Raw genomic sequence first — 25,734 nt, 5'->3', positions numbered from 1 at the left:
CGACATTTGCTGCCGAGATTGGCTAAAACAACGGGTCGCAATAGATCTCCGGAGCCGTTGTCAGAATGCACGCCCCAAATCCGCGCCGACCGGCCGTCATCCTGATCAGTGCCGTCCTCCTGATGCTTTCCGGCCTGGGCATGCCCATGCTCGGAGCCGCGCCAGCGACGGCCCAGACCATTCCCGGAATGACGCCTGTCGACACGGGGACCGCGGAAGCGCCGGCGCAGGACCCTGCCGCCGATACCCAGCAGCTGATTGATTCGCTGAAGGATCCGGAGAAGCGAGAACTTCTGCTGCGGCAGCTCGAGTTGTTGAAGGCCGCCCAGGAACTGGAACAGAGCGCATCCGGTTCGGGCAATTCGGCGCCACCGGAGGAACAGCCGGCCAGTGCTGACGAGACATTGGCCGAGAAACTTTCCGGCTGGACCGGTCAGACGGTGGCGCCATCCGGCGAGAGCGTCCCTCTGCCAGGTAGCGGCACATTGGTGGCGCTCGACGGCATGGTGGGCGAGATCCGCTCCAATCTCGAAGAATCATGGCGTTGGGTGGGGGGGCTTGCCGACGAGATCGGGCAACTCGACCAGATCGCCCATAGTCCGAAATTCCGTGCCTTCTGGGCCTCGCTTTCCTGGGAGTTGCTGGTCATCCTGGTGGGCGCCAGCTTGGTCGGGGCATTTGCCCATTTTCTGCTGCGGCGGCCGGTGCAACGCCTGCTGGGTCATGCGCGTACGGTCACGCGCCTGGTCTGGCGCAGCGCGCTTGGCGTGGTGCTGAAACTGCTGCCGGCAGTATTGTTCGGCTTGACCGGCTATGCATTGGTGATTGCCTTCGATCTGGGCGCCACGCCAAGTATCGTCGCTATGGCCCTGATCAATGCGCAGACGGCGGTGCTGCTGATCATGGCGGTCGGCGGGCTCGATATCGCGGCTGCACGCGGGCGCATCATGCCCGACTGGTTCACCGACGAGGCGGCGAACTTCCTGCGCGCGTCGGTCCTCCATCTTGCCATCACCCTGAGTTACGGCGTGATGATGATCGAACTGGCCGGGGCGATGGGCGTCGACGAGGCGCTCATTCGCCTGCTGGTGCATATCGTCGGGTTTGTGACGATCGTGATCGCGCTCTACACGATTTACCGGCTGCGCCGCATCCTGGCCCTGCACGATCAGGTGCAGGCGGCACAGGAAATCGAGGCCCTTGCCGCCGGGGCCGACAATGCAGCCGCCGCCCTGGCGACACGATCCCTGGCCAAGGCCGAGAACTCGCTGCGGCGCAACTGGTCGAGCTTCGCCACCCTGGGCGTGCTTGGTTTCTACCTGCTCTGGATGATGGCGCCGGTTGCACTGCTTCTCTTTGCGCTCAGGGGGGCAATTCTCAGTATCCTGCTTATCATTCTCCTGCGGGTGGTCGTTCGCCTGATCAAGCGGGCCTTCAAGCGATATTTTGCCGATGAGGGCCGCCTGGGCTGGTGGCATAGCGGACCCTGGCACCGGGTGCAGATCTATCTGGACATTCTTCGGCGTGCCGTGGTCGCATTGCTGACGGTCCTTGTCGCCATCCTCCTGCTGCAGATTTGGGGGGTCGATTTCCTGGCCTGGCTCACCGCGCCGATCGGGCAGAGGATCGTCGGCAGCGTGATGACGATCGGGCTGTTCGTGATTGGCGGAATCGTGCTGTCGGAGCTGTTCAGCATTGCGGTGGAAAGCCACTTGCAGAAGCGCAGCGCCGATTATTCGGATCTCTCACGCCGGTCGCGCGCGCGCACCCTGCTGCCCCTGCTCAGGAATGTCGTGCGCGTGACGCTGGGGACCATCATCACCCTGCTGATCCTGGGGGAGATCGGCATCGAGATCGGGCCCCTTCTGGCAGCCGCCGGCGTCGTCGGTCTGGCGGTTGGCTTCGGCGCCCAGACCCTGGTCAAGGATATCATCACCGGCATCTTCATCCTGGTCGAGGACACCATTGCGGTTGGCGATGTGGTCGATCTGGAAGGCAATAGCGGCGTGGTCGAGAGCATGACCATTCGTACCGTGCGCTTGCGTGATCAGGCCGGCACGGTGCATACCGTGCCGTTCAGCGCCATCACCAAGGTGATGAACATGACCCGCGACTTCTCCTATGCCGTGTTCGACATCTCGATCGCCTATGACCAGGACATCCGGCAGGTGATGGAGGTGATCCAGGCGGTCGCGGCCGACCTCCGGAAGGACCCCAGGCTGTCGCGCGACATTCTGGAGCCGATCGAGATCCTGGGTGTCGATCGCTTTGCCGATTCCGCCGTCATCATCAAGGCGCGCATCAAGACCAAGCCGATCCGGCAATGGGAAGTGGGGCGCACCTTCAACTGGCGCCTCAAGGAAGCGTTCGACGCCGCCGGCATCGAGATTCCGTTTCCGCAGCGGACCATGCATATCGTGCAGCCGAAGAAGGGGCGGGACGACGCCGCGCCGTCGGATGCGCTGTCCCCCGGGGCGGAACCGCCGCTCAGCGAAGCGTGAACAACTCGCGGGTGCCGGCAATGCCGCGCAGGGCGTGGCAGCCGAGGGAGCGCAGCTGCGATCCGTCCAGGCGTGCGGCGATGGCATCCGAGAGCAGCAGCGGTGTGCCGATCTCCTGGCATTTCTGTTCCATGCGCGCGGCGGCATTCACCGCCGGGCCGATGACGGTGAAATCGAGCCGGCCGACACCGCCGACATTGCCGTAATGCACGTCGCCGAGATGCAGGGCGAGATCGAGCGCCATGGCGTCGGGCGCCGTCTCCCGCAGCTGCACATTGGCGGCCAGCGCATCCCGGGCGGCGGCCAGGGCGCCGGCGCAGGCGGAGGCTTCCGAACTGCCCTCGACCGGGAAAACGGCGAGCAGCCCGTCGCCCATGAATTTCAGCACCTGGCCGCCATGCGCCTCGATCGGGGCGACCAGCCGGTCGAAATGGCGATCGAGCGAGGCGAGCAGGTTCTCGGGCGGCAGCGTTTCGGCAAGCGCGGTAAAGCCGCGCAGATCGGCATAGAGGATGGCAGCACGGATGGCGCGCAGGTCGCCGCGCGTCGTCGTGCCGCCCAGTACGCGCCGCGCCGCGTCGCCGCCGAGATAGGTGGTGAGCAGGTCCTGGGCGAGGGTGGCGAAGACGCGCCCCTGGATCGCGGCGGAAAGATGCGGCAGCAACCGGTCGAAAGCCTGCTTGTGCGCCGGCGTCCAGCCCGCCGCATGGTCGCAGCAGGCGGTGATGATGAAGCCGAGGGGTTCCGCCGGGTGCTGTGCCGATTCGAGCAGCGCGAAGGGGATGAGGCGCGCGCTCCAGGCGCTGTAGCCCCGTGCCGCAAGGTCGCGGAGGATGTCGAAATCGAGCATCGCCTGAGGTCCGCTAAGCGGCCTGAACAGCTGGTACTCGTTGTGGGTGATCATGTAATGGATCGGCGAGCGCTGATAATCCGCCGGCATGGCGGCGTGCTGGTATGTTTCCCGCGTCACCAGATCCGCCTGGCGTTCGTAGATATATCCTTCTGCCCGGATCAGCGGATTGAGCAGCCGAACACCGAGATAGACGCGGCCGACATGGAAGTCATGGGCATTGAGCTGCCGCACGAAGCCGGCCAGGATCGCCTCGACCGGCATGCCGGCAAGACCGGCCTCCGCCAGCCAGTGCGGGAGATCGTCGAGCGGTTGGGCCGGGGCATGGTCGGACATGGGCCAGATCCTGCTGGGCTGGCCGGGCTTTGGCAAGACGGTCAAGAGAAACGGCGCCGCACCCTGTTGGGCACGGCGCCGTTCAGCGCGGTACTGTAGTCCGGTTTACCCGCTGATGCCGGGCATCAGCTTGGCTTCCTCGGCGCGGCCCCTGGCCAGTTCGTCAAGGGTGAGGTCGACCGCCTCTTCGAACTTGGCGAGGGTCTCGTCGAGGCAGGCCTTGTCGTGGCCGGCCGAGATGAACCAAGGCTCGCGGCTGTCGGGTTCGCACATGACGCCCATGTCGATGAGATAGCCGGCCATGGTGTCGTAGAAGGTGTAGTCCGAGAGCTTCCAGTTGCGATAGGTGGTCGGCGCCTCGGCCGAGAAGAACAGGCCCGACATCGACTGATGGCCGGTAAAGCTGTGGGGAATACCGCGCTTGGAGAGAACCTTGCGCATGCCGTCCTGCATGGCCTGGCCATAGGCGGCGATGTTCTTCAGCGCGTCGGTATCCTTGAGGATGGTGAGCGTCGCCTCGGCGGCGGCGAGGCTCATCGCCTGGGCGGTGTAGGTGCCGCCATGAGCGACACCCTTGCCATACTTGCGCATGATCTCCTCGCGGCCGCCGATCGCCGAGATCGGATAGCCATTGGCCATCGCCTTGGCGACGGTGAAGATGTCGGCCTGGATACCGTAGAGTTCCTGCGCGCCGCCCTTGGCGACGCGGAAGCCGGTCTTCACTTCGTCGACGATCATCAGGACATTGTATTTGGTGCACAGTTCGCGCACCGCCTTGATGAATTCCGGCTTCGAGGGGATGCCGCAGCAATTGCCGAGGATCGGCTCGATGAGGACGGCGGCGATGGTGTCGTGGTTCTTCTTCAGCACGTCCTCGAGGCGCTGCGCGTCGTTGTACGGCACCTGCCAGAACAGCTGGCGCACCAGCTGCGGGATGCCCTGGCCATAGGTGATGACGCGCGGATCCTTGGACTGGTCCTTCATGTCATCCGGGTCCGCGGTCCACATGGTGGCGTCGAACAGGCCGTGATAGGAGCCCTCGAAGGTGACGTAATTGTCCTTGCCGGTATAGCCGCGGGCAAGGCGCAGCGCCGCCATCACCGCCTCGGTGCCGGAATTGGAGAAGCGCACCAGATCGGCCGCCGGCATCATCTCCTTGATCAGCTTGGCGACGGTGACTTCCTTCTCGGTGCCGAGCGCATAGACCGTGCCGACCGGCTGCGCCTCGCGCGCGGCGGCATCGACCGTGTCATGGCAGTGACCGAGGATCGCCGGGCCATAGCCGAGGCGATAGTCGATGTATTCGTTGCCATCGATGTCCCAGAGGCGCGCACCCTTGCCGCGCTTGACGAAGATGGTGTTGTCGTCGCCCCAATAGCGGAAATTGGAGCTGACGCCCAAGGGCATGTGCTTGACCGCTTCCTGGAAGTGCGCCCGGCTCTTGTCCAGATTCCGGCGCTCGGTCTTGATCGTCGACATGATGAAAAATCTCCATGAATACAATGAATTGCGGGCTTCTCCCGCGCTCCGGTTGGATGCCGATTCCCAGCTCGTCACCGTCCGGTCATTGAATGTTTGTATAAAAAATCTATCATGAGGTTGGGGAATGCTCAAGATCGCTGAATGAGTATTTAATATTGCGGGTGCAGCAAATTGAGAGATATCATGCACTTAATCGATTCGGGGTGGGATCGATTCACGGGGTTTGCCTAATTTAATTACCGATCGCCTGAAGGGAGGCATTGCCGATGGCCAAGGCCGAAGCGGCCAAGGAAGTTCGCCGCAAGCAGTTGATCGATGCCACCATCCGCGCCATCGGACGCGTCGGCTATGCGAGTGCCACGCTGACCCATGTGGCATCCGAGGCCGGTCTCTCGCCCGGTATCGTCAATTTCTACTTCAAGTCGAAGGAACAGCTGCTGATCGCCACGCTGGAGCAGATCGCCGAGGAGTATTCGGCCTTCTGGCAGGCGGCGATCAACAAGGGCAAGGTCTCGCCGGCGGCGGGCCTCGAGGCGATGATCGAGGCCGACTTTCATCCCACCGTCTGCAACGTTGAGAAGGTCTCGATCTGGTACGCCTTCTGGGCCGAGGCGCGCAGCAATGCCAGCTATCACGACGTGGTCAACAACCTGGAGCAGGATTACCTCGCCCAAACCGAGACGCTGTGCCAGCGCATCATCCAGGAAGGCGGCTATGGCGATGTGAATGCACGCGACGTCGCCATCGGCCTCAACGCCATGATCGATGGCATGTGGTTCGACTGCCTGATGGAGCCGAAGACCTTCAACCGCCAGGAAGCCAAACGCATCTGCCGGCTCTATCTCGCCTCGGTCTTTCCGGCGCATTTCTCCGGCGGCAGCAGAAAGGCGAAGGGCGACAACGATAATGCCGTTGTCGTGGCGCTCGATCAGGAGGCGCAGGGGCGCCAGGCACATCGCGCACGCATTGCCGCCGCCCTGCGCAAGCGGCTGGAACCGGTCGGCCAATTGCGCCGCGAGGTGCTGGCCGCCAGTACCGGTGTCTCGGTGAAGATCCTGGAAAGCTGGCTCGACGGTCGCGCCGAACCCAATTCCTGGCAGATGGGGCGCCTCATCGTCGCCACCGACGCCCAGCTCTGGTTCGACATCTACGGCCCCATGCACGAGGAAGCGCAACGCCATTTCGAAGCCCGGCTGGCAAGCGCCCAGGAACAGGCCATCCGCGAGCGTGCCGCCCTGGCGGCGCTCGCGGGCAAGAAGGACGCGTAGTTTTCGCAAGGAAAGCGGGGGCATTCATCCAGATCATGCCGCTCCAACAAGATTGGCGGGCTGAAAGGATGGTTTCTCGCGCGTTTCGTCTGGACAAGCCGAAAGCAAGTCGGGAATTCTCCGGCGCGCAGGATGACGTGCGAGAAGGGAATTCCGGTGGCCCACAAACTTGACCGGCTGCTGCGGCCGAAGAGCGTTGCCCTGGTGGGAGCCAGCCCCAAGGAAGGCAGCGTCGGGCGCGGCATGATCACCTCGACCGCGATGCCGGGGACACCGTCGAGGGTCTATTTCGTCAATCCGGGATATGACGAGATCGACGGCCAGAAATGCTACAAGTCGCTCAGGGCCCTGCCGGAGGTGGTCGACCTTGCCGTGCTGGGGATCGCCAATGCGCGGCTCGAGGCGGCGCTCGACGAGGTGATCCAGTGCGGCATCGGCGCCGCCACTATCTTTGCCAGCGGCTATGTCGAGAACGATGCAGAGCCCAGGCTGACCGCGCGTCTTTCCGCGAAGGCCAAGGCGAACGGGATCGCGATCTGTGGCGGCAATTGCATGGGCTTCTACCACATGGATTTTGGCCTGCGCGTTTGCGGCTTTCCGCCGCCGGCCTGGATCAGGAAGGGCAATGTCGCCTTCCTCACGCATTCCGGTTCCGCCTTTTCGGCGCTCTGCCACACTGATCGACGTTTCGGATTCAGCCTCGCCGTCTCGGCCGGGCAGGAACTCGCAACCAATGTCGCCGACTACCTCGACTTCGCGCTCGACATTCCGGCGACCAAGGTGGTTGGGCTGTTCCTCGAAACTGTGCGCGACCCGCAAGGCTTCAAGGCGGCGCTGGCCAAAGCGCAGCGGATGGGTATCCCGGTCGTGGCGCTGAAGGTCGGCCGCACGGCGGAAAGTGCAGCTCTTGCCGTGTCACATTCCGGCGCAATCGCCGGCAATCACGCCGCCTATCAGGCCCTGTTCGAGCGCTATGGCGTGATCGAGGTTGCCAACATGGATGACCTCGTCAATGCGCTGCATCTCTTTTCCGGCGAGCGCAAACTCGCCCCCGGCGGCATCGCCACGATCCATGATTCCGGCGGCTTCCGCGAGCTTGTGCTGGATCTGGGGCTAGAGACCGGCGTGCCCTTCGCGAAGATCGCAAGGGAGACCGAAGCGAAGCTGGCGTCACGACTGGATTATGGGCTGGAGCCGATCAATCCGCTCGACGCCTGGGGTACCGGCAATGATTGGGAGGCGATCTTCGAGGATTGCCTGCAGGCCCTGGTCGACGACCCCGACACGGCCCTGGCCAGCTTCTGCGTCGAGGCGCGCGACGGCTATTTTCTCAGCGCCAGTTATGCCGATGTGCTGCGGCGCGTCGCGCAACGCACGACCAAGCCCGTCTTCTACACGACCAATGTCGGCAGTAACGCCAATCTGGACCTCACCACCAGACTTGCCCATGACGGTGTGCCGGTGCTCTCCGGCGTTGCCTCGATGCTGCGGGTAGTGAAGGCCGCCATGGCGCAGCGCGACCGGGCGGCGCTGGTTGATGATCCGGCGGCGACGGCGCCGCAAGGCCTGCGCGCGAAATGGCAGCAGCGCCTCGGAACCGGCGATCTCTCGGAGGCCGAGGCGCTTGATCTCCTCGCCGATTACGGCGTGCCGGTCGTGGCACATTTCTTTGCCGAAACTGAAGCGGAAGCCATCGCTGCCGCCGACAAGGCCGGTTATCCAATCGTCCTCAAGACAGCGATGCCGGGCATCCTGCACAAATCCGACGTGGGCGGCGTGAAACTTGGCCTCGCCGATGCGGCGGCGGTAAGGGCCGCCTATGCCGACCTTGCCAATCGCCTGGGGCCACGGGTCCTTGTCATGCCGATGGCAGGGAAGGGGATCGAGATTTCCTTCGGCATGACTCGCGACGAACAATTCGGCCCCGTCGTCATGGTCGGCGCCGGCGGTGTTCTCATCGAGATGATGAAGGACCGGCGCTTCTCCCTGCCACCCTTCGGCCCCAAGGAGGCGCGCTGGCAGATCGACAGACTCTCGCTGCGACCCCTGCTCGACGGCAAACGCGGCGCCAGGCCGGCGGATATCGACGCGCTGTCGCGTGCCTTCGCTGCCTTCTCGGTCATGGTCGCCGACCTCGAAGGGTTGGTGAGCGAGATGGATGTCAACCCGCTCATCGTCAACGAAAGCGGCGCCGTCGCGGTGGATGCGCTGGCTGTGAAGAGGTAGCCGGCGGGAAAATGCGGATACCCGGGTCAAGCCCGGGCATGACGACCTCATTCATATGTTCGTCATTGCCGGGCTTGCCCCGGCAATCCACAGCCTGCCGCAAGTGCCTGCTTACGCTGCCTCGCGGTTGAGCGGCTGGCACATGCAGTGGACGCCGCCGCCGGCCCAGGTGAACATGGTCATGTCGGGGTCGTAGACCTCGAAACCGTTGGCGCGGAGCTTGGCATTCAGGTCCTTGGCGCCTGAGGTGGAGAGGATGCGGTCCTTGCCCAGGGCCACCACGTTGCAGCCCAGGGCCATCGTCTCCTTGAAGGTCGCGGGGATGATTTCGATCTTCTTCGCCTTCAGGAAGTCGATGACGTCGTCCTCGGTGGTGTCGAGGCAGACGGCCGCCACCTTCTCGTTCAGCATGCAGACCATGAGGTCAATATGGACGTAGAACTGGTCGATCGGTGCAAACTTCACCTCCCAGCCTTCATCCTTCATCCAGCCGGCGATCTGGCGGGCCGAGATTTCTTCCGAGCGATGGTCGGTATAGCCGATGAGGGCAGTGTTGTGGGCGATGACGTTGAAATCGCCGCCCTCGAAATTGCCCGAGCTCACCATGTCGTAGATCGGGATCTCGTTGTCGAGGTAGAAGCGGAGGCACGAGGCATATTCGCCGCGCCGGCGCGGATTGGCCATCTGGCAGATGACGGCGCCATAGGGCGTCATGAACGATGAATCGCGGGCATAGACCTGATAGGGGTTGTGCTCGTCCAGCGGCAGGAAGTGGCAGTTGACCCCAGCACTCTCATAGGCCGAGACCATCTCGCGGTGCTGGCGCATGGCGACCTGCTTGTCGAACTTGTAGCCCTTGCGGAGGGTGTCGCGGACGAGCGCCGACCAGGCGGCATTCTCCAGCCCCATCCAGCGGAAACCCTCGGCCGGGCCGAGCAGCACGTCCTTCAGCACGCCGAAATCGTTGGTGAGGTTCCACTTTTTCATCACCGGTGTGCCGCCGCCGACGACGCGGCCGCGGAGCGCGGTCTGGTTGCTGTTCATCTGCCTCTTCCCCGGAACTGGTTGAATGGATGGCGGGAGGATAACAGCCGGCTGGCCCTCGGCCCATGGAGTATTGGTCGAAGCTTCGGTGACTTCAGGTCACCGAAGCCGCCTGTTCGGCACCCATTTCCCGCTCCAGCCAGTCTGCGAAGGCGCGGGCGGCGGGGGTAACGAGGTCCGGCAATACGATGAAATAGGCGCCGAGATGCTCGATCGATTGCCGGAAGGGGCGGACGAGCTGGCCCTGGGCGAGATCGGCCCCGGCGGTGATGCGGTCGGCAAGGCACAGCCCCATTCCCTGCCGGGCGCCGGCGAGGAGCAGGTTGAAATCCTGGAAATAGATGGTGCGCGCCTGCTCGAACCCGGCAACGCCGGCGCGTTCGAGCCAACGGCGCCAATTGGCGCCCGCCGGGTCGTCGAGCAGCAGTGTCTCGGCCAGGAGATCGGCCGGGTCGCGCAGCCGTTCCAGAAGAGGCGGCGCGCAGACCGGAAACGAGCCGACATGGGAAAGCAGCCGCGCCGTGCCATCGGCCCAGACTGGCTCGCCGAAACGGATGGCGAGGTCGACGCCACCATTGACGCCGTGGGCACCCAGAACGTCGTCGCCCGAATTTGCCGAAAGCAAGGACAGGCGCAGACCCGGTGCCGCTTCGGTGAAGCGGGCGAGGCGTGGGATAAGCCATTTTTCGGCGAGGGCCGATGGCACGGCCACGCGCAACTCGCCGGCAATCGCATCGCCCTCGATCCGCGCGATGGCATAGCCCAACTGGTCGAAGGCATCGGTTGCGGCGCGCAGCAAGCGGGCGCCCTGGTCGGTCAGGGCGAGCCGGTTTCCGTTGCGCCGGAACAGGGCGACACCCAGCTGCTCCTCCAGATGGCCGATCTGTTTCGAGACGGCGCCATGGGTGACGCCGAGCTCGTCCGCGGCGCGGCCCATATGCAGGTGGCGGGCGGCGGCCTCGAAGGTGCGGAGCGCGTTGAGGGGTGGTAGATGGCGTTTCTGCAAGGTGCTGTCCGTGTCCGGCCTGGCCCGATGGTGGGGGGAAATCGGAATTCTGTCCAGAATTGCGTCTGCAATCATGCCCTTTGTGAGGCAGGTCACAGGATTCCCGTGTAGAATGCCTGTGCGAGGCCGGGGTGTAGTGCTAAATTCCCCTTCGACCGACGCGGACGGGCGCCGGGCTTTCATATTCATTCCAGATGGGAGTCTATCATGATTGCGCGTAGCCTGATCGCCGCTGCCGCGGCGCTGATGATTTGTGCTGCCCCGGCGGGTGCCGCGTCGGGCGTCAATGTGGGGTCGCTGAGCTGCAAGGTTTCCGGCGGCGTCGGTTTCATCTTCGGCTCGTCGAAGTCGATGAACTGCGTCTTCAGCCGCGTCGACGGCACGGCAGAGGTCTATAACGGCGATATCGACAAGTATGGTGTCGATATCGGCTTCACCTCGGAATCGCACATGATCTGGGCCGTTTTCGCGCCGGGCAACATCGCGCCGGGCGCCCTTGCCGGCAATTACGGCGGCGCCACCGCCGATGTGGCGGCGGGCCTCGGCCTTGGTGCCAATGTCCTGGTCGGCGGCAGCAACCAGCAGATCGCACTGCAGCCGGTCAGCGTCACCGGCAATGTCGGCCTCAACGTGGCCGCCGGTGTCGCCCAGATTTCGTTGCGTCCGGGCATCTGATCCGGGTCGGCCGCAATTCAGGGCTGGCGGAATCTATTCCGAAAGCGCGGGGCCGCGACCATGTCGCGGCCCTTTTTGCATGGGCAACATGAGATCTGCGCCGGGTGAATTAGCAAATTCTTACGTTTCGCTCAGGCCGGCCGGCAATGTAGAGACAGCCGCGATTTAGAGCCACGATAATTCGGAGCCATGAAGACCATGTACAACCAGCAGATACGGATCGCCGCCACCCTGGGGGCGATCGCCCTCGGCTTCGCCGCAATGGCAAAGGCCAATGCCGACGACCAGGTGGAGCGCGGGCGCTACCTTGCCAACATCATGGATTGCGGCGGCTGCCACAATACCGGTGCGTTCACCCCGGAACCCAATCTCAAGACGCCGCTTTCCGGCTCGATGATCGGTTTCGAGATTCCCGGCATGGGGATCTTCTATCCGCCCAATCTGACGCCGGACGAAAAGTCCGGGCTCGGCTCCTGGAGCGAGGACGAGATCATTGCTGCCTTCACCAAGGGAGAACGCCCGGACGGCCGCATTCTGGCGCCGGCCATGCCGTGGATATCCTACGGTCACATCACGCCGGACGATGCGCGCGCACTTGCCGTCTATCTCAAGAGCCTGGAGCCGGTGGAGCACCAGGTGCCCGGCCCGGTCGGGCCCGGCGAAAAGGCGCCGGCTCCCTATATGACGGTGAAGATGCCGGAGTGAGATGGCCGGCGCGATGTTGTCGTCATGCCCGGGCTTGACCCGGGCATCTGCGCCGACTGACCAAGATCAATTCGTTGCGGACTGATCCCCGGGTCAAGCCCGGGGAAGACAATATCCAGGATTCTGAATTCTGCGCTTGTTCCGTTACGTCCGGTATTTCACGCCCGGCAGCACGCAGAGCATCTCGTAGAGCAGATTGGCGGCCAGCAGCGCCGTGTTGCCGGTCGGGTCATAGGGTGGCGAAACCTCGACCAGGTCGCAACCCACCAGATTGAGTCCGCGGCAGCCGCGGATGATCTCGATCCCCTGGATGGTGGTCAGGCCGCCGATTTCCGGCGTACCGGTACCGGGCGCAGAAGAGGGGTCGAGACCGTCGATGTCGAAGCTGAGATAGACCGGACCGTCGCCGAGCTGCTGCCGAATCTCGACCATCAGCGGCGTCAGCGATTTGTACCAGCATTCCTCGGCCTGGACGACGCGGAAGCCCTGGGCGCGTGGCCAGTCGAAATCCTCGGCGGCATAGCCGGTGGCACGCAGGCCGATCTGCGCCACACGCTTGCCGTCCAGCAGGCCTTCCTCGACCGCTCGGCGGAACGGTGTGCCATGGGCGATCTTCTCGCCGAACATGGTGTCGTTGATGTCGGCATGGGCGTCGACATGGACCATGCCGACCGGACCATACTTCTTTTTCAAGGCACGCAGGATGGGCAGGGCAATTGTATGGTCACCGCCCATGGTGAGCGGGATGCAGCCGTGAGAGAGGATCTCGTCATAGGCGGCTTCGATGATGCCGATGCTCTTCTGCAGGTTGAAGGTGTTGATGGCAACGTCGCCGATATCCGCCACGCTCAACGAGTCGAAGGGCGCTGCCCGCGTCGCCATGTTGTAGGGGCGGATCAGGCAGGATTCAGCGCGGATCTGGCGCGGGCCGAAACGCGCCCCCGCGCGGTTCGAGGTGCCGATGTCGAAGGGCACGCCGACAAAGGCGGCGTCGAGGCCGGCCGCATTCTCGCGCGCCGGCAGGCGCATCATGGTGGCGTGACCGCCGAAGCGGGGCATCTGGTTGCCGCCCAGCGGCTGGTAATGGACTTTTTCCTGCGGTGCCTTGTTCATGATCTGCCTCGTCTGGGTGGATGCGGCGAAACGTCGGAAAAACGGCGAAGCGCCGGATGTTGAGCCGGGTCCGCAGGCGATTGGCCGTCATTCGCCCGGGCGACCTTGACCCGATCTCTAGCGGACTTTACCTCTCTTCGAAACAGCAAAGAAATGTCAGGGTCCGTGATGCGATATGCCGATTTCACCCAGCGACTGGCCGGCGAAGGTGCCGCCGCCTGGGATCTCCATGTCGAGGCCGTCAACCAGAAGCGTGCCGGCAAGGACGTGATCGTCCTCTCCATCGGCGACCCGGAATTCCACTCGCCGCCAGCGATCGTCGAATCCGCGGTGGCCGGCCTGCGTTCCGGCGACACGCATTATGCCGACGTGCTGGGCTTGCCGCGGGCGCGCAAGGCGGTGGCGGCGCAGCACGCTCGCCTGACCCGACAACCGGTCGGGCCGGAGAATGTCGCCATCGTCGCCGGCGCCCAGGGCGGCCTGTTTGCCGCGGCGATGTGCATCCTGGGGCCCGGCGACGAGGTGATCGTGCTGGAGCCGATGTATGTCACCTATGAGGCGACGGTACAGGCAGGCGGCGCGCATCTGGTCCGCGTGCCGCTGGCGGCCGAAACCGGGTTCCGCCTCGACCTCGCTGCCCTGGAACAGGCGATCACGCCGAGGACCCGTGCCATCTTCTTTGCCACCCCCAACAACCCGACCGGCGCCGTGCTGAACCGTGTCGAGCTCGAGGGCATTGCGGCACTGGCGCGCCGGCACGATCTCTGGGTCGTTTCCGACGAGGTCTATTCCACCATCATCTTCGAGGGCGAGCATGTCAGCATCTGCAGCCTTCCCGGCATGGCAGAGCGGACCGTCACCATCAACAGCCTCTCCAAATCCCACGCCATGACCGGCTGGCGCGCTGGCTGGATCGTGGGGCCGAGCGAACTGATCCATCACGTCGGTAATCTTGGCCTCACCAACCTCTATGGCCTGCCACCCTTCATCCAGAACGCGCTCGCCCTGGCGCTCGAAAGCCATGTGCCGGAAGTGGCCGAGATGCGCGAGGCCTATCGCCGTCGCCGCGACCTGGCATTGGCCGCCCTCGGGCACCTGCCCGGAATCATCTGCCGCCAGCCGGCGGCCGGCATGTTCATGCTGGCCGATGTGCGCGGCACCGGCCTTACCGCACGCGACTATGCCTGGCGGCTCTTTCGCGAGACCGGCGTCGCGGTGCTGGATGCCACGGCGTTCGGCAAGGCGGCCGCGGGTCACCTGCGCATCTCCTTCGCCATCGACGAGGCATCGCTGGCCGAGGCCTGCCGGCGCATCGCCGATTTCACCCGGAGCCTCGGCAAGGCCGCCTGATCAGCGATCGAATTCGGCGAGGAATGCGCGCGCGATCGCCCGCAGCCTTTCCTGGCCGAAACTCGGATAGTGGCCGCCATGGACGATGCGCACCGGGAGCGCGAGGACGCGCTTCATGCTGGCCACATATTGCCGCATTTCCACGGCCTGATCGGCGCTATAGGCAAGCTCGCCGTCATAGATGACGTCGCCCGAGAACAAGATCCCGCTCGCCTTCTCGTAGAGCGCGATGGAGCCCGGCGAATGGCCGGGCAGGTGAAGCACCTCGAACGAGCGGTCGCCGGTGTCGACCACGTCGCCTTCATCCAGCAGGGTCTGGGCCGGCGCCGGGCGCACGTCGTATCGCAGCGCATCCCAGTCGCCCGGCGGCAGGGCGGTGAATATCGAATCGTCCGTTACATAGCGGTCGGCAACTGTATTGGCGCGGCTGGGGTGCGCCAGCACCTCTGCCTCGGCCGGATGCACGGCGCGCTCGGCAAATTCGTGATGCGTCCCGATATGGTCGAAATGGGTGTGCGAGGCGACGGCGAGCAGGGGCCGCTCGGCGAGGATCCGGACCCGATCGCGCAAGGAGACGACGCCCATGCCGGAATCGATCAGCAGGTCGCGCGCTCGGCCGCGTACATGCCAGATGTTGCAGCGGTAGTATTCCTTGATGAAGGGCTCGAAGATCCAGGTTATGCCGTCGCCGACCGGCTTGGTCTCGTACCAGGTCTCTGGCGTTGCGATCCGCATTTCAGGCTCTCTTGCGTTGCAGCACGGTTTCGGCGGAAAGGCCGGCGACAAAAAGCGCCACCTGCGCCCTGAGGCGGGCATGAAGCTGCGTCTTCGGCATCTTCTCCTGCGCCACAAACTGCATGAAGAGGCCGTTGACGATGATGAAGAGCGCGGAACCGGCCTGGGCTGCATCGATATCGGACTTCAGGCTACCGTCGGCCTGGAGCACTGCAACCAGTTCGCCCACCTGCTCGGCCAGTAGCCGGTCGTTCTCGAAGTAGCCGATGCCGAAGGGGGAGTCAGCCTGGGTCAGGGCGGTCGCCATGGCGTTGCGCCACAATTCCTTGGTGAGATGAACCAGCGAGTGGTCGATATAGATGGCGAGCAGGCCGTAGAGCGCCGTCGCCGGATCGGCATGCCGGCCGGCGATGAAGCGCTTGCCTCTGGCGCGCACCTGTTCGCCGTCAAGCGCCACCAGCGCCATCAGCAGATCGCCCTTCGAGGAGAAGTAGTTGTAGACCGTGCCGGTGCCGACTTCGGCCAGAGCGGCGATAGCCTCTACCGAGGTGTCGGCAAAGCCGTTCCTGGCAAAGAGCTGGCTGGCGGCGGCGAGGATGTCGCGCCGGCGGCCGGCTTTCTGGCGTTCTCGGAGGCCGGTCATGTTTTCTGCCTGAAATGTGAATTGACTTTATTTTGGAGTTCATTCACTTTTTTGGCAACAAGAAACAACAATCAGTTCGGGAGTGGGCCATGATCAGTTCCTTCACGCGCAATCTCATCAGCCGCCGCCGCGCGCTGCAATTGGGTGCCGCCGGTCTCGCCACCATGACGATCACGCCGAAATTCGCCAAGGCGGCGGATGAGCTCAACTGCCTGGTCTGGTGCGATCACACCCATGCGCGCCTGCTGGACCCGTTCGCCGAGAAGCACGGTGTCACCATCAACGTGAAGGAGTACGAGGGCACCGGTACCGCCTACAGCCTGGTAGAACAATCGCAGCCGGGTGATTGGGACGTCTTCGTGATCGATTCCGTCGACGTGCCCGGGGCGGTCGAGAAGGGGCTGCTGGCGGAACTGCCCGAGGCCGAGATGCCCTGGGACGACATCTTCCCGGAGCTTCGGCAGCCGCAGCTGCACTTCAAGGACGGCAAGCTCTACGCGATGCCGGAGAAGTTCGGCTACAACTCCATCGCCTTCAACAATACCAGGGTCGCGGCCGAGGACGTGGCCACGGCGGCGGTGATGTGGAACCCGAAATATTCCGGCCGGATCGCCATCTACAATTACTATATCCCGACCATGGAGATGGTGGCGCTGGGCCTCGGCATTCGCCCGGACACGATCACGCAGATGAGCCTGCCGGCCATTCGCGAGAAGCTGCTCGAGATGAAGAAGCTGGCCTCGGTGGTGGGTGACGTGGTGACGACGCAGAACGCGCTCCTCACCGGTGCTGCCGACATCCTGGTCGCGGGCGGCGAGTATACCGTTGCCGGCATGATGGTGGAAAAGCCGGAACTCGACTGGACGCTGCCCAAGGAAGGCGGCATCCGCTGGGGCCAGGCGATCGGCGTCTTCGCGGATTCCGCCAAGAAGGACCTCGCCACCGAATTCGTCAAATACATCCTCTCGCCGCAGGGGCAGGGGGCGCTCGCCACGGCCGATTGTTATTGGGCGATGCCGGCCAATGCCAAGGCGGAACTCGACGACAGCCAGAAGAAGCAGCTGCGCTGGGACCAGCAGCCGGGCTTCATCGCCAATTCGCACCCCTATTTCATTCCCGACGCCGATCTCGATGCCGCCATGCTGGACGTCTGGACCGAAGTGCTGGGGGCGTGAGGCGCGGCATCCGGCTGTTGATGGCGTGAACTGGCCTTTCCTTTGAAGACTCTCAGCCTCAAATCCTGGGGCCATCTGCCGGCGCTGGCCTGGACGGCGGCCTTCTTCGTTCTGCCGCTCATCGCCATGCTGCTGATGAGCCTCTCGGAGCGGATCGAGGGCCGGATCACGCTGACCTGGACCTTCGCCAATTACCAGGCCTTCCTGACCAAGGCCGAGGGCACCTTTGTGGGCGCCCTCATCAACTCGGTCGAGGTCACGCTCCTCACCACCGTCCTTTCGGTGCTGGTGGCCTATCCGCTGGCCTATATCCTGGCCTATCGCATCCCGAGACAATGGCAGCGGCTGGTGCTGGTCCTTACTGTGCTGCCCTTCTGGACCTCTTATGTGATCCGCTCCTATAGCTGGCTGCTGGTCCTCTCCGAGAACGGCATCATCAACCAATCGCTGCTGGAACTTGGCTTGCTGTCCGAGCCGGTCGGCATGGGCAACTCTCGCTTCGCGACAGTGCTAGGTTTCGTGCATTTCTTCGCCATGCTGCTGACCCTCACCATCTATGCCAATCTGGTGCAGATCAAGGAGAGCTATCGCAAGGCGGCGGCCGATCTTGGCGCCAATTCCTTGCAGACCTTCTGGCACGTGACCCTGCCATTGAGCCTGCCGGGCGTCGCGGTCGGCGCCTTCCTTACCTTCGTACTCGCCATCGGCGACTACATCACGCCGCAGATCCTGGGCGGGTCCAAGGAGTTGCTGCTGCCCCAGGCGGTCATGCTGCAATTGGGGCGCCAGGCGGATTTCCCGCTCGCCTCGGCGCTCTCCATGGTGCTGATGCTGGTGGTCACGGCGGCTTTCCTGCTGTCCGCCCGGCATCTGAAGATGGGGCGCGTGTGATGGTCGGCCGTTTCGCCAGCTGGGCCTATCTCGGCATCGCGCTCCTCTTCATCTTCCTGCCGGTGCTGGTCCTCATCCAGTTCTCGTTCCAGGGCGGTATGGCGCCGGTGCCGCCCTTCGACGGGCCCAGCCTGAGGTGGTGGGCCAAGGTGATGGCCAACCGCAAGATCACCGACGGGCTCTGGAACTCGCTGCTGGTCGGCCTGGGTTCGGCGTTTATGGCGACGGTGCTGGGCTTCCTCGCCGCCTATGCCATGGCGCGGAAAAGGCGGCGTCTTTCCGGCCTCTACCAGTTCCTGCTGATGGCGCCGATCACGGTCTCCTACCTCATCATCGGCATGGGCCTGCAGATCTTTTTCAACCATCTGGGCATCGGCAAGTCGCTCTGGGTGATCGGCATCGGTCATGTCGTGATCAATCTGCCGCTCACCTTCGCCATCCTCTATTCGCAGCTGGGCGAGCATCAGGCCAATATCGAGCGCGCGGCCTATGATCTCGGCGCCAGCGATGCCCGCGTGGTCCTGGAGATCACCGTGCCGATGCTGTGGCCGAGCCTGCTCGCCGCGTTCTTCATTGCGGCGACATTGTCCTGGGACGAATTCGTCATTGCCTTCCTGCTGTCGCGCTTCGACGTGACGCTGCCGGTGGTGATCTGGAGCATGCTGCGCTCCGGCCTGTCGCCCGAACTCAATGCCGCCGGGACGCTGGTCTTCGGCATATCCATCCTTGCCGTGGCGCTGGTCGAGCTGTTGCTCTGGCGGGCGCGGCGCAACAGAGCTTGAGAGCAAGATGACCGACCGCGTTGAATTCCGCAGCGTAACCAAGGAATATGACGGCAATGTCGTCGTGGCGCCGCTTGACCTCTCCATTGCCGCCGGCGAATTCGTCGTCCTGCTGGGGCCCTCTGGCAGTGGCAAGACCACACTTCTCAACATGATCGGCGGCTTTGCCAGCCCGAGCTCCGGCCGTGTGCTGATCGATGGGCAGGATTTCACTGACCTGCCGCCGGCCAGGCGTCCGACTGCCACCGTTTTCCAGGACTACGCGCTTTTCCCGCATATGAGCCTCGCCGCCAACGTGGCCTTTGGCCTACGCATGCAGGGCATGGCGAAACCCGCGCGTCTGGCGAAAGCCGAAGCGATGCTGGAACTGGTCGGGCTCAAAGGCTTCGGCAAGCGCGGTGTGCACCAGCTTTCCGGCGGCCAGCGCCAGCGCGTGGCTCTGGCCAGGGCGATGGCGGTCGAGCCCAAGGTGCTGCTGCTCGACGAGCCCTTGGGCGCGCTCGATTTGGCCCTCAGGCGCCAGATGCAGGAAGAACTGGTGCGCCTGCAGAAACGCTCCGGTGCCACTTTCGTCCATGTGACTCATGATCAGGAAGAGGCGATGTCGATCGCCGACCGCATCGTCGTGGTCAACAAGGGTCGCATCGAGGATATGGGGCCGCCGGACCGGGTCTATCTGAAGCCCGCCACGTTGTTTGCCGCGACCTTCATGGGCGAAAGCAACGTGCTTGCGGGCCGTGTTGCCGCCGTATCCTCGGGCGAGATCCAGGTGGAAACGCCGCTTGGCGCCCTCGTGGTCCCGGGTTCGGCCCTGTTGGCGTCGGACGTGCATCTGGTGCTCCGGCCCGAACAATTGCAGCTGACGCCACCGGCCAACGGCTTTGCCCTGGGTCAGGCGCGGGTCGAGGAATTGTCCTTTCAGGGAACCCATTGCCGCTGCCATTGTCACATGTCCGGCCAGGACCTGGTCCTGCGCGCGCCGGTTTCTGCCGGCCTCAAAACCGGCGCCACGGTGACGTTGCATGCCGCGCGCGACGATGTTGTAGTCCTGAAGGCCTGAGCCTCAGCTCGCCGCCTGTCGCTGCCTGAAAGCCGCCTTCTTCATTTTGTTGCCGCAGCGGTTCATCGAGCACCAGCGCCGCTTGCCCGGACGCGAGAGGTCGACGAAGAGGACCGAGCAGGAATGCTCGGCACATTCGCGCAGGCGCGCTAAATCCGGCCCAGCGACGAGGTCGATGGCATCGCGGGCGATGGCGGATAGATTGGCGGCGAGGGGATCACGAGCGGCATGAGTTATGCTGGTGCCCTTGCCGTCGAGCATGGGGGCCGCCACCGGCTGGGCCGCCCAATTGTTGACGAGCGCGACATCGACGGGCCTGGTCAACTTCCCGCCCGCCCGTGCCTGCACCAGCCGGTAGATCGCTTCCCTGAGTTCCCGGGCCTTGGCCAGATCCTTGTCGGTTATTCTGGCCGGGGCCAGCAAGCCGGCTTCGGCGCACCAGCGGGCGAGGTCGCCGGGCGCGTGCCAGCGGTCGAAGCTGGTGCCGTGACGCTCGGCCAGCGTCGCGGTGAAGTTGAGGCAGAGCCGGCCAGTCTCGAAATGAAAGGCGAGATCGGCAGGATCGCGGGCGGGAAGGGCGACGGGACCTGTCATGGAACTTGTATAACCGGTTCCTGATTGTTATACAAGGAACCTATTAAACTGGTTCTATAGGTGGGAGGCGGGCATGTTCGAGGGGTTTCATCGGCATCGGGTCGAGGTGGACGGTGCCTCGCTGGCGGTGGTCACGGGTGGGACCGGTCCGGCCCTGCTGCTGCTGCACGGTTTCCCACAGACCCACGTGATCTGGCACCAGGTCGCACCGATGCTTGCCAGGGACTTCACCCTGGTGATGCCCGATCTTCCAGGCTATGGCGACAGCAACGGGCCGGTGCCGGATGCCGCACACCGCCATTATGCCAAGTGCCACACGGCGCGGATCATGGCCGGGCTGATGCGCGAACTCGGCCACGCGCGTTTCCTGCTGGCGGGGCATGATCGCGGCGGGCGGGTCGGCTTCCGCCTGGCGCTCGACTTTCCGGATCGAATCCGGGCCTTTGCCGCCCTCGATATCGTGCCTACCCTCGCCGTCTGGGAGAACATGGGCTGGCGCGAGGCGCTCGCCACCTATCACTGGCAATTCCTTGCCGTGCCGGCACCGGTCCCAGAACGCATGATCGGCCATGATCCGGATTTCTACATCGATCACCTGATCGAACGCTGGGCGGGTGACGCGGCGAAGCTGGCACCGGAAGCGCGCTCCGCCTATCGCGCTGCGTTCAGGAAGCCCGAGGTCATCGCCGCCGCCTGCGCCGATTACCGCGCCGGTGCCAGCACCGATGTGGCCGATGACCGCGCCAGCCGCGATGCGGGCCAGCGCATCCAGTGTCCGGTCCTTGTCCTCTGGGGCCATTATCTCGCCGAGGGGGTTTCGGTGGCTGAGGCCTGGCGCCCCTGGGCGGATGATATCCGCGACCAGAGCCTGCCCTGCGGCCATTTCCTGGCCGAGGAGGAACCGGTGGCCACGGCCGCCGCCCTGCGCGATTTCTTCCAGCAGGTCGCTTGACCGCGGCGATGCCGGTCTGCTCTCACTTGGTCATGACGATGCGCCCCCCGGAATTGCAGCATTTAACCGACCGGCTCGAGGTGGCGTTGGACGCGCGCCTGGAAACCGGCCCGGCCCGCGACCTTGCCAGTGTTGTTTTCGCGGCGCTCCGGCGACCGGCAACGGCGGGCGATTCCATGCCCCAGCGGCTGCCGGTCTGTGACCAATTCGACAGGGCGCTCGATCGGGTGTGCAGCCAGGGCGGTTCGCTGGCTGAACTCGGCCTGGCCCTCAAGAGCGTCGACCCGGTGCTTTCCTGGGAGCGCCGCCCGACGGCGACGCCCGGCGATGGCGGTTTCTATGATGGCCACGCCAATGCCACCATCGTGGGTCCGCAGGGGATCGAGCGGCGGGACGACGTCTGGATCGGGGTCAGTCTGATGGCGCCCCATGTCACTTATCCTGAGCATCACCACCCGCCGGCGGAAATCTATATCGCCCTCTCGCCCGGTGCGTGGCGCCATGGCGGCAGCGACTGGTTCACGCCGGGTATCGGCGGCCTAATCTACAATGTCGCCGATACGCCCCATGCCATGCGCGCGGGGCCGGAGCCGCTGCTGGCGATCTGGTGCCTCTGGACCGGCAAGTCCCAGGTCTGGCCCCGGACCGCGCCCCCTTGACCGAAGCAGGCGGTTTGCGTCCTATGCGGCCGGAAATTGATACCGCAAGGAACAAATGACCATGCTTTCCGGATTGAACGAATTCGGCCGCCTGAAGCGGCTTGCCATGCGCCGCCCGGCCGAGGCCTTTGTTAATGATGCGCGGATCGATCGCGAATGGCAGAACCTCAACTACCATTACCGTCCCGATCTGGCGAAGGCGCAAGCCGAGCACGACCGCTTTGCCGAGATCATCCGGGGTATCGGCGCCGACATTCTCTATCTGCCGCCGGCGGATTCCCTCACCATGGACAGCCTCTATGTGCGCGATGCGGCGACGGTCAGCCCCAGGGGCGTCATCCTCGCCAATATGGGCAAGAAGCAGCGCGAGGGCGAGCCGGCCATCCACGGCAAGTTCTTTGCCGAGACGCAGATCCCGGTTATCGGTGCCATCACCGGTGCCGGCAAGCTGGAAGGCGGGGACCTCATCTGGCTGGATGAAAAGACCGTCGCCATTGGCCGGACCTATCGCACCAATGACGAGGGTATCCGCCAGTTCAGGAACCTGGTCGGGCCGGATGTGCATGTCGAGGTGGCGGTGATGCCGCACTACAAGGGCGAGGGCGACGTCTTCCACCTGATGTCGGTGATCTCGCCCCTGGACCATGACCTGCAGCTAGTCTATTCGCCGTTGATGCCGATCCCTTTCCGGGAATGGCTGCTCAAGCGCGGGCAGAAGCTGGTCGAGGTGCCGGACGCCGAATTCCCGACCATGGGCTGCAACGTGCTGGCCATCGCGCCTCGAGAAGTGGTGATGGTGAAGGGTAATCCGGTGACGAAAGCGCGGATGGAGGAGGCCGGCTGCAAGGTCCATGTGATCGAGGCCGACGCCATCTCGGTGCCGGGCGAGGGGGGACCCACCTGCCTGACCCGGCCGCTGGAGCGCGTCTGATAGGCAAGGGGCCGGGATTCATGAGAATTCCGGCCGGATAGATGAGAAAATGACGTCATTGCGACATCTGCGACGGCGCAAAATCGACAAAAACCGGTCGCCGGCAGGCAGATGGCCGGGCGGATTCGGACCTAGTCTCTGCAACCAGCCGGGTCCTCCGGGCCCGCGGCAAAGTTCTTGATCCATAGGGGAAGTTCCATGTCGAAGAAGGTCGGCAGCGATATCGAGATCGCGCGCGAAGCCAAAATGAAGCCGATCCGCGAGGTCGCGGCCAAGCTTGGCATCAAGGAAGAGCATCTGCTGCCCTTCGGCCATACCAAGGCCAAGATCTCGATGGATTATGTGAAGTCGCTGAAGAACCAGAAGGACGGCAAGCTGATCCTGGTGACGGCGATCAACCCGACCCCGGCGGGTGAGGGCAAGACCACGACCACGGTCGGCCTCGGCGACGGCCTCAACCGCATCGGCAAAAAGGCGATCATCTGCCTGCGCGAGCCCAGCCTCGGCCCCTGCTTCGGCGTAAAGGGTGGTGCGGCCGGCGGCGGCTATGCCCAGGTCGTGCCGATGGAAGACATCAACCTGCATTTCACCGGCGACTTCCACGCCATCGGTGCCGCGCACAACCTGCTCTCGGCCCTGATCGACAACCACATTTACTGGGGCAACGAGCTTGGCTTCGACACCCGCCGCGTCTCCTGGCGCCGCGTCATCGACATGAATGACCGCGCGCTCAGGCAGATCACCAATTCGCTGGGCGGCGTCTCCAACGGCTTCCCGCGCGAGGACGGCTTCGACATCACCGTCGCCTCCGAAGTGATGGCGATCTTCTGCCTGTCGACCGACCTTGCCGATCTGACCAAGCGCCTCGGCAACATCATCGTCGGCTATACCCGCGACAAGAAGCCGATCTATGCCCGCGACCTGAAGGCCGACGGCGCCATGACCGTGCTGCTGAAGGACGCGATCGCGCCCAACCTGGTGCAGACGCTGGAAAACAACCCGGCCTTCATCCATGGCGGTCCGTTCGCCAATATCGCCCATGGCTGCAACTCGGTGATCGCCACCACGACCGCGCTGAAACTCGCCGATTACGTGGTGACCGAAGCCGGCTTCGGCGCCGACCTGGGCGCCGAGAAGTTCTTCGACATCAAGTGCCGCAAGGCGGGCCTGAAGCCGGCGGCGGCGGTCATCGTCGCCACCATCCGGGCGCTCAAGATGCATGGCGGCGTCGCCAAGGAAGACCTCGGCAAGGAGAACGTGGCCGCGGTGAAGAAAGGCGGCGAGAACCTCGCCCGCCATATCGAGAACGTGAAGAAGTTCGGCGTGCCGGCCGTGGTGGCGATCAACCGCTTCTCGGCCGACACCGATGCCGAGCTCGACGCCGTGCGCCAGCTTTGCGCCGAACTGGGTTCCGAGGCGATCGAGTGCAACCACTGGGCTCTCGGCTCCGAAGGCACCGAGAAGCTGGCCCATGCCGTGGTGAAGCTCGCCGATGGCGGCAGCAGCAATTTCAAGCCGCTCTATCCGGACGAGATGCCACTCTGGGACAAGGTCCGCACCATCGCCCAGAACCTCTATGGCGCCCAGGGCATCATCGCCGACAAGGCGGTGCGCGACCGCTTCGCCGAGTTCGAAAAGATGGGCTTCGGCCATTACCCGGTCTGCATGGCGAAGACCCAGTACAGCTTCTCGACCGACCCCAACCTCAAAGGCGCACCCTCGAACCACGTCGTGCCGATCCGCGAGATCCGCCTTTCGGCCGGTGCCGAGTTCATCGTGGTGGTCTGCGGCGAGATCATGACCATGCCGGGCCTCCCGCGCGTGCCCTCGGCCAACCACATCCGCCTCAACGACAAGCTGGAAGTGGAAGGCTTGTTCTAGGGCCAACCCTTTCCACGTAAAAGAAAAAGCCGGCCATCTGGCCGGCTTTTTTTGTTGTCCGATTGTTGCCGATCCGTGGACGGTATTGTGCAGGACGGGATCATTGTTTCGCCGCAGCCGCAACATCATCTTCTTTCCAACACGTCCATCAAGAATCAGGAGTGAGGCCATGAGCGTCATCCGCCGTCCCGCGGCCGATCGCGGGCATGTCAACATCGGCTGGCTGAACAGTAAGCACAGTTTCTCGTTCGGCCATTACTACGACCCCAAGCAGATGGGCTATCGCAGCCTGCGCGTCATCAACGAGGACCGCGTGCGGCCCAATGAGGGCTTCGGCCGGCATGGCCATCGCGACATGGAGATCATCTCCTATGTGGTGAGCGGTACGCTCGCCCATGCCGATACGCTGGGCAGCCGGGGCGAACTCAAGCGCGGTGACGTGCAGGCGATGTCGGCCGGTACTGGCATCGAGCACAGCGAGTTCAACGGCTCGGATGCCGAGGAGGTGCATTTCCTGCAGATCTGGATCCTGCCGCAGGCGGCCGGTCTGCCGACCGCCTATGCGCAGGCCCATGTGCCGGATGAAGAAAAGCGCAACCGGTTGAAGCTGCTGGTTTCGGGCGATGGTGCCGCGGGCACGCTGCGCATCAACCAGGATGCGAGGCTTTATGCCAGCCTGCTGGAAGCCGGTGCCAATGTCGTTCACAAGCCGGCGCCGGGACGTGGCACCTGGGTGCAGGTGGTGGCGGGCGAGGTCGCGGTGAATGGCGAAGTCCTGCGCCAAGGCGACGGCGCGGCCATCGACAACGCTGCAGAGGTCACCATCGAGGCCGTGGCCGATGCCGAGTTCCTGCTGTTCGATCTCGCCTGATGAA

Annotated in this window: 23 protein-coding genes; 15 read left to right on the top strand and 8 right to left on the bottom strand. The window is 64.2% G+C overall.

The genetic code is table 11. The features are described 5' to 3' along the window. Positions 1–65: 65 nt before the first annotated feature. Entirely contained in the window at positions 66–2,501 is a 2,436-nt protein-coding gene (locus tag A8950_RS13010; RefSeq protein WP_133614109.1) for a mechanosensitive ion channel family protein, read from the top strand. On the opposite strand, the gene A8950_RS13005 is transcribed toward A8950_RS13010, so the two are convergent. Further along, entirely contained in the window at positions 2,488–3,687 is a 1,200-nt protein-coding gene (locus A8950_RS13005) for an adenylate/guanylate cyclase domain-containing protein (protein ID WP_133614108.1), read from the bottom strand. The genes A8950_RS13010 and A8950_RS13005 overlap by 14 nt on opposite strands. 105 nt (positions 3,688–3,792) lie before the next feature. Then, positions 3,793–5,166 (bottom strand): aspartate aminotransferase family protein, encoded by a 1,374-nt coding sequence (locus tag A8950_RS13000; protein ID WP_133614107.1) that lies wholly within the window; start codon positions 5,164–5,166, stop codon positions 3,793–3,795. 269 nt (positions 5,167–5,435) lie between these two features. Here A8950_RS13000 and betI point away from each other — a divergent pair, with 269 nt between their 5' ends. Together betI and A8950_RS12990 are read left to right on the top strand one after the other, a co-directional pair. Beyond that, positions 5,436–6,437, top strand: coding sequence for a transcriptional regulator BetI (gene betI / locus A8950_RS12995; RefSeq protein WP_133614106.1), 1,002 nt, complete (start codon positions 5,436–5,438; stop codon positions 6,435–6,437). A gap of 156 nt (positions 6,438–6,593) precedes the next feature. Beyond that, positions 6,594–8,663 (top strand): acetate--CoA ligase family protein, encoded by a 2,070-nt coding sequence (locus tag A8950_RS12990; protein WP_166645158.1) that lies wholly within the window; start codon positions 6,594–6,596, stop codon positions 8,661–8,663. 111 nt (positions 8,664–8,774) lie between these two features. Here the strand turns inward: A8950_RS12990 and A8950_RS12985 are convergent, their stop codons facing one another. Beyond that, positions 8,775–9,707: a dimethylarginine dimethylaminohydrolase family protein gene (locus A8950_RS12985; RefSeq protein ID WP_133614104.1), complete on the bottom strand. Its 933-nt coding sequence runs from the start codon at positions 9,705–9,707 to the stop codon at positions 8,775–8,777. 94 nt (positions 9,708–9,801) lie between these two features. Then, positions 9,802–10,713 carry a LysR substrate-binding domain-containing protein gene (locus A8950_RS12980; RefSeq protein ID WP_166645157.1) on the bottom strand — a complete coding sequence of 304 codons (912 nt, stop codon included), beginning with the start codon at positions 10,711–10,713 and terminating at the stop codon, positions 9,802–9,804. Positions 10,714–10,920: 207 nt separating this feature from the next. On the opposite strand from A8950_RS12980, the gene A8950_RS12975 reads away from it, so the two are divergent. Then, positions 10,921–11,388 (top strand): DUF992 domain-containing protein, encoded by a 468-nt coding sequence (locus A8950_RS12975; RefSeq protein WP_133614102.1) that lies wholly within the window; start codon positions 10,921–10,923, stop codon positions 11,386–11,388. A 189-nt stretch (positions 11,389–11,577) separates the two neighbouring features. Beyond that, positions 11,578–12,093: a c-type cytochrome gene (locus A8950_RS12970; RefSeq protein ID WP_243735629.1), complete on the top strand. Its 516-nt coding sequence runs from the start codon at positions 11,578–11,580 to the stop codon at positions 12,091–12,093. A 144-nt stretch (positions 12,094–12,237) separates the two neighbouring features. Here the strand turns inward: A8950_RS12970 and speB are convergent, their stop codons facing one another. Beyond that, positions 12,238–13,206 carry an agmatinase gene (gene speB, locus A8950_RS12965; RefSeq protein WP_133614101.1) on the bottom strand — a complete coding sequence of 323 codons (969 nt, stop codon included), beginning with the start codon at positions 13,204–13,206 and terminating at the stop codon, positions 12,238–12,240. A 153-nt stretch (positions 13,207–13,359) separates the two neighbouring features. On the opposite strand from speB, the gene A8950_RS12960 reads away from it, so the two are divergent. Next, positions 13,360–14,556 carry a pyridoxal phosphate-dependent aminotransferase gene (locus A8950_RS12960; RefSeq protein WP_208109853.1) on the top strand — a complete coding sequence of 399 codons (1,197 nt, stop codon included), beginning with the start codon at positions 13,360–13,362 and terminating at the stop codon, positions 14,554–14,556. Here the strand turns inward: A8950_RS12960 and A8950_RS12955 are convergent, their stop codons facing one another. Both A8950_RS12955 and A8950_RS12950 read right to left on the bottom strand, forming a co-directional pair. Then, the gene (locus tag A8950_RS12955) at positions 14,557–15,291 is read right to left on the bottom strand and encodes an MBL fold metallo-hydrolase (protein ID WP_133614100.1); all 735 of its coding nucleotides are present in this window, start codon (positions 15,289–15,291) and stop codon (positions 14,557–14,559) included. A gap of 1 nt (position 15,292) precedes the next feature. Continuing rightward, entirely contained in the window at positions 15,293–15,934 is a 642-nt protein-coding gene (locus A8950_RS12950; RefSeq protein WP_133614099.1) for a TetR/AcrR family transcriptional regulator, read from the bottom strand. Between the two features lie 89 nt (positions 15,935–16,023). Here A8950_RS12950 and A8950_RS12945 point away from each other — a divergent pair, with 89 nt between their 5' ends. The 4 genes from A8950_RS12945 to A8950_RS12930 are packed head-to-tail and all read left to right on the top strand — an operon-like array spanning position 16,024 to position 19,842. Then, positions 16,024–17,109, top strand: a complete 1,086-nt coding sequence (locus A8950_RS12945) for an ABC transporter substrate-binding protein (protein ID WP_208109852.1) — start codon at positions 16,024–16,026, stop codon at positions 17,107–17,109. Between the two features lie 42 nt (positions 17,110–17,151). Beyond that, positions 17,152–18,000, top strand: coding sequence for an ABC transporter permease (locus A8950_RS12940; protein WP_243735628.1), 849 nt, complete (start codon positions 17,152–17,154; stop codon positions 17,998–18,000). Then, positions 18,000–18,782 carry an ABC transporter permease gene (locus A8950_RS12935; protein WP_133614098.1) on the top strand — a complete coding sequence of 261 codons (783 nt, stop codon included), beginning with the start codon at positions 18,000–18,002 and terminating at the stop codon, positions 18,780–18,782. Before A8950_RS12940 ends, A8950_RS12935 begins: the two co-directional genes overlap by 1 nt. A 7-nt stretch (positions 18,783–18,789) precedes the next feature. Next, positions 18,790–19,842, top strand: coding sequence for an ABC transporter ATP-binding protein (locus A8950_RS12930; protein ID WP_133614097.1), 1,053 nt, complete (start codon positions 18,790–18,792; stop codon positions 19,840–19,842). Between the two features lie 3 nt (positions 19,843–19,845). Here A8950_RS12930 and A8950_RS12925 read toward each other — a convergent pair whose 3' ends face one another. After that, positions 19,846–20,436, bottom strand: a complete 591-nt coding sequence (locus A8950_RS12925; protein ID WP_133614096.1) for a CGNR zinc finger domain-containing protein — start codon at positions 20,434–20,436, stop codon at positions 19,846–19,848. A 73-nt stretch (positions 20,437–20,509) separates the two neighbouring features. Here A8950_RS12925 and A8950_RS12920 point away from each other — a divergent pair, with 73 nt between their 5' ends. The 5 genes from A8950_RS12920 to A8950_RS12900 all read left to right on the top strand — a co-directional run bounded on the left by A8950_RS12920 (position 20,510) and on the right by A8950_RS12900 (position 25,730). After that, positions 20,510–21,388, top strand: a complete 879-nt coding sequence (locus A8950_RS12920; RefSeq protein WP_133614095.1) for an alpha/beta fold hydrolase — start codon at positions 20,510–20,512, stop codon at positions 21,386–21,388. Between the two features lie 32 nt (positions 21,389–21,420). Beyond that, the gene (locus A8950_RS12915; RefSeq protein WP_133614094.1) at positions 21,421–22,047 is read left to right on the top strand and encodes a dimethylsulfonioproprionate lyase family protein; all 627 of its coding nucleotides are present in this window, start codon (positions 21,421–21,423) and stop codon (positions 22,045–22,047) included. A 55-nt stretch (positions 22,048–22,102) separates the two neighbouring features. Then, positions 22,103–22,978 (top strand): dimethylarginine dimethylaminohydrolase family protein, encoded by an 876-nt coding sequence (locus A8950_RS12910; RefSeq protein ID WP_208109851.1) that lies wholly within the window; start codon positions 22,103–22,105, stop codon positions 22,976–22,978. A gap of 198 nt (positions 22,979–23,176) precedes the next feature. Continuing rightward, positions 23,177–24,859 carry a formate--tetrahydrofolate ligase gene (locus A8950_RS12905; protein ID WP_133614093.1) on the top strand — a complete coding sequence of 561 codons (1,683 nt, stop codon included), beginning with the start codon at positions 23,177–23,179 and terminating at the stop codon, positions 24,857–24,859. A 169-nt stretch (positions 24,860–25,028) separates the two neighbouring features. Continuing rightward, positions 25,029–25,730: a pirin family protein gene (locus A8950_RS12900; RefSeq protein ID WP_133614092.1), complete on the top strand. Its 702-nt coding sequence runs from the start codon at positions 25,029–25,031 to the stop codon at positions 25,728–25,730. Positions 25,731–25,734: the final 4 nt, after the last annotated feature.

It is taken from the genome of Dongia mobilis (assembly GCF_004363235.1).
Taxonomy (GTDB): domain Bacteria; phylum Pseudomonadota; class Alphaproteobacteria; order Dongiales; family Dongiaceae; genus Dongia; species Dongia mobilis.
This window is presented reverse-complemented; position numbering and strand designations above follow the sequence as displayed.

Coding starts and splice junctions, on each gene's coding strand:
- A8950_RS12910 (WP_208109851.1), top strand. CDS start 22,103: ATGACCATGCTTTCCGGATTGAACGAATTCGGCCGCCTGAAGCGGCTT.
- A8950_RS12900 (WP_133614092.1), top strand. CDS start 25,029: ATGAGCGTCATCCGCCGTCCCGCGGCCGATCGCGGGCATGTCAACATC.
- A8950_RS12975 (WP_133614102.1), top strand. CDS start 10,921: ATGATTGCGCGTAGCCTGATCGCCGCTGCCGCGGCGCTGATGATTTGT.
- A8950_RS12960 (WP_208109853.1), top strand. CDS start 13,360: ATGTCAGGGTCCGTGATGCGATATGCCGATTTCACCCAGCGACTGGCC.
- A8950_RS12970 (WP_243735629.1), top strand. CDS start 11,578: ATGAAGACCATGTACAACCAGCAGATACGGATCGCCGCCACCCTGGGG.
- A8950_RS13000 (WP_133614107.1), bottom strand. CDS start 5,166: ATGTCGACGATCAAGACCGAGCGCCGGAATCTGGACAAGAGCCGGGCG.
- A8950_RS12955 (WP_133614100.1), bottom strand. CDS start 15,291: ATGCGGATCGCAACGCCAGAGACCTGGTACGAGACCAAGCCGGTCGGC.
- betI (WP_133614106.1), top strand. CDS start 5,436: ATGGCCAAGGCCGAAGCGGCCAAGGAAGTTCGCCGCAAGCAGTTGATC.
- A8950_RS12920 (WP_133614095.1), top strand. CDS start 20,510: ATGTTCGAGGGGTTTCATCGGCATCGGGTCGAGGTGGACGGTGCCTCG.
- A8950_RS12945 (WP_208109852.1), top strand. CDS start 16,024: ATGATCAGTTCCTTCACGCGCAATCTCATCAGCCGCCGCCGCGCGCTG.
- A8950_RS12915 (WP_133614094.1), top strand. CDS start 21,421: ATGACGATGCGCCCCCCGGAATTGCAGCATTTAACCGACCGGCTCGAG.
- A8950_RS12950 (WP_133614099.1), bottom strand. CDS start 15,934: ATGACCGGCCTCCGAGAACGCCAGAAAGCCGGCCGCCGGCGCGACATC.
- A8950_RS12925 (WP_133614096.1), bottom strand. CDS start 20,436: ATGACAGGTCCCGTCGCCCTTCCCGCCCGCGATCCTGCCGATCTCGCC.
- A8950_RS13010 (WP_133614109.1), top strand. CDS start 66: ATGCACGCCCCAAATCCGCGCCGACCGGCCGTCATCCTGATCAGTGCC.
- A8950_RS12985 (WP_133614104.1), bottom strand. CDS start 9,707: ATGAACAGCAACCAGACCGCGCTCCGCGGCCGCGTCGTCGGCGGCGGC.
- A8950_RS12905 (WP_133614093.1), top strand. CDS start 23,177: ATGTCGAAGAAGGTCGGCAGCGATATCGAGATCGCGCGCGAAGCCAAA.
- speB (WP_133614101.1), bottom strand. CDS start 13,206: ATGAACAAGGCACCGCAGGAAAAAGTCCATTACCAGCCGCTGGGCGGC.
- A8950_RS12935 (WP_133614098.1), top strand. CDS start 18,000: ATGGTCGGCCGTTTCGCCAGCTGGGCCTATCTCGGCATCGCGCTCCTC.
- A8950_RS12930 (WP_133614097.1), top strand. CDS start 18,790: ATGACCGACCGCGTTGAATTCCGCAGCGTAACCAAGGAATATGACGGC.
- A8950_RS13005 (WP_133614108.1), bottom strand. CDS start 3,687: ATGTCCGACCATGCCCCGGCCCAACCGCTCGACGATCTCCCGCACTGG.